Genomic DNA, 2,658 nt, shown 5'->3' with positions numbered 1-2,658 from the left:
ATATAGAAGTAGTACCCCTAGAGAAAGCTGCTGGTATTCAGCAACGATCGAATAAAGACAGTGCTGTGGACAAGCTTACAGAAGCTGACTTTAGACAAATGATTCGCAAGGCCGTTTTGCCAGCTTGTCAAACTTTTGTAGACATTTGGCAAGAACTCAATCAGCCGATGAAGGCCGAAAGTGCCGAAGTAGAATTTAATTTAGGTTTCACTGCCAGCGGTTCTGCTTTCATCGCACAAGCATCCGGTCAAGCAAGCTTCAAAATCAAAGTTTCTTGGAAATTTGAGCAATCCTCTCTTCCTGACACCTGGCCTCCCGGAATAGTGGAAAACTTAAAAAAAGATCTGCAAGTGTTGGAGTCTAAAACTAGGGAAGCATTGGAACTTTACGAACAATCTCAAGAATCAGCCTATGAAAATAACGTCAAGCAGCTAAATCTTGTTCAACAAGCTGCTTTTAGAGTAAAAGAGTCTTTGAATAAATCATGACTTATGCCCTCAATTCATGAATTGAGCGCACATTTAGCTACTCTGCGTAAGTTTTATAAATAAAAAATACTCAGGTGTAAGTATGCCAATCGATCGAAGTAGACTTATCGCTGTTAATTCAGACATTAGATCTCTTTCACAACGGCTGGGAGCGTATCGAATTTCGGTTGAAAATTATTATTTAGCTAGGTACGGTTGTATTCCGGGAGCGCCTCCTCCACGAGGATGTCCTCCAGGCCAAGGCCCTTCCGTAGGAAGCGAAATCGAGCAGCCCATTGCGGAACTGATTGACTTAATTAACCAACTTGAAAAGTACATTCAGCAATTAGAATTAGTAGATAGAATTGGCAACTAGATTGCTTTAATGAATAGGTAGAGAGAAGGATATCGAACTTTTTCGATATCCCCTTAAGCTGTAGTTATGCTTAACATGATTTCTTTAGGTTACTCGGCACTTCCCGATTAATATTTTTGTGTAGTTTACATATTAGCTTTTTAAATTCCTGCGTAGAGTAAATAAAAGAATATTCTGGCGTTCCTTCAAAAGGATTTTTGTTTATTTGTTGTATATCTTTATTAGTTTGTTCTAAATATGTGACCTGCTTGTTCGGATCTAAGTTATTAAACTGTAACTCTAAATATTTCATAAAATCATTTTGGAACTTGAGTTTTTCTGGGCTTTTTTGGTTTAGATACCAAAGTTTAGCATTGATCTCTGTAAGGTAGTACAGTGAATCGGAATAAAGTTTTCTATTTCCCTGCTTGTTATTAGCTACATATCTTAGCTTCTCCAATGCTTGTTTCCAATTTTCCAACCTATCATAACAAACACCCATGCTGTAATAAATATTGATTTTAAGCTTAAGATCGTTCTCTATCTTTTTAAATTCTTCAAGTGCTTTTGCACAATCATCACTCTTAGCAAGTGCCAATCCTAAGTTATACCTCGCTTCTACTGTTTCTTGAATTTTTAAAGCATCTTGAAAAAGTAAAATGGCATCGGTATATTGGCTTTTTTCAAGATAAATCCGACCTTTTGTAATTAATAAACTATCTTTGTTAGGACAATCGTTGATAATTTTATTAACTTGAAATAAGGCAGATTCGTAATTACCGCTTGCAATTTCATCGCTGATTATATTATTAGCGCTATTAATGCGACCGCGAGAGCATTTATCGAAATTTTCTAAGGTTTGTTTTAAGCCAAAAACAGATAAAAATGAAACCCCTCCCATCAAGGCAATAAGTGTTGGAATAGTTAATTGCCGTAAGGTAATTTTGTTACCGACTTTTAAGGCTTCAGCTAAAGCACCGCTTTTTAAGACAGTGGAAATTGATATTGCCAGCCCACCGTTTAAATCTTCCGAAGCTACAATTATGCCAACAGCCCTGTAATTACCTTTTTTATAAACAAATATAGGCGCACCGCTTTGCCCGCCTTCAATACGCTGGGCATCTGAAAAAGTTTCCAAACGGATTAACTTTTGGTTGCCAAGCTTACCACAACGAGCAAATGCGGTAATTTCACCTCGAATAGGTGCCCCGTAGAAATCATCATTAGAAAAACCAGGACTGAGAAATTCGTCTCCTGGCTCAAAATCTGCCTGCAAAGGAGCTGGACTAAGTGGAATATCTTCAACTAGAAGTACAGAAAAATCGTTACTTTCCGAATCACCTTCATAAATACAAGTTACGGGTCGATCGAGTACTCGCACATTCTTCCAACCTCCAGCATCTTCGACGACATGGGCGCAAGTCAGCAAATGCCCCTCATTTGTAACGAAAAAGCCTGTTCCCCAGGTTTTTCCTGCTGTATCTTTAACCCGAACCGTTGATTTCTGGACTGCTTCAAAACTCTCTAGCCGCTTTCCCATTTTGTAAACCGTAGAGCCTGTTCAGCTAAATCCATCCTATACTTTCTCTTTTATCTACGCCACCAAACACTAAATTTCTGGATTTTTTGTCACTATTTGTCACTAAAAGACTGATTCGCCATTTGGGATCGAGAATGATAAACCGAGTTTCTTTTGTTGCAAAGGTTGATATTTGCTTGTTCCAACCCAAAGAAACCCGGTTTCACCGGATGGGTCTTTCAGGTTTATGGGGAAAAATGTTTGTTTATGTTACAAATGTGTGCAATGGTGGGTGACGGCACGGGGACTTAAATTAT

Annotated in this window: 3 protein-coding genes; 2 read left to right on the top strand and 1 reads right to left on the bottom strand. The window is 38.3% G+C overall.

The window, feature by feature from the left end:
- Positions 1-488, top strand: a 488-nt coding sequence (locus H6S82_RS28190; protein WP_199317980.1) for a CU044_2847 family protein, incomplete at its 5' end; no start/stop codon positions are given.
- Between the two features lie 82 nt (positions 489-570).
- Positions 571-843 carry a hypothetical protein gene (locus H6S82_RS28185; protein ID WP_190475247.1) on the top strand — a complete coding sequence of 91 codons (273 nt, stop codon included), beginning with the start codon at positions 571-573 and terminating at the stop codon, positions 841-843.
- 70 nt (positions 844-913) lie between these two features.
- Here the strand turns inward: H6S82_RS28185 and H6S82_RS28180 are convergent, their stop codons facing one another.
- On the bottom strand, positions 914-2,362 hold the full coding sequence (locus H6S82_RS28180; protein WP_190475249.1) for a tetratricopeptide repeat-containing serine protease family protein: 1,449 nt from the start codon (positions 2,360-2,362) through the stop codon (positions 914-916).
- Positions 2,363-2,658 lie beyond the last annotated feature (296 nt).

The sequence above is a fragment of the Planktothrix sp. FACHB-1355 genome (assembly GCF_014748295.1).
In the GTDB taxonomy this organism is placed as follows: Bacteria; Cyanobacteriota; Cyanobacteriia; order Cyanobacteriales; family Aerosakkonemataceae; genus Aerosakkonema; species Aerosakkonema funiforme_A.
The sequence above is the reverse complement of the archived record's forward strand: the minus strand, read 5'-3'. Positions and strand labels throughout refer to the sequence as shown.

Coding starts and splice junctions, on each gene's coding strand:
- H6S82_RS28185 (WP_190475247.1), top strand. CDS start 571: ATGCCAATCGATCGAAGTAGACTTATCGCTGTTAATTCAGACATTAGA.
- H6S82_RS28180 (WP_190475249.1), bottom strand. CDS start 2,362: ATGGGAAAGCGGCTAGAGAGTTTTGAAGCAGTCCAGAAATCAACGGTT.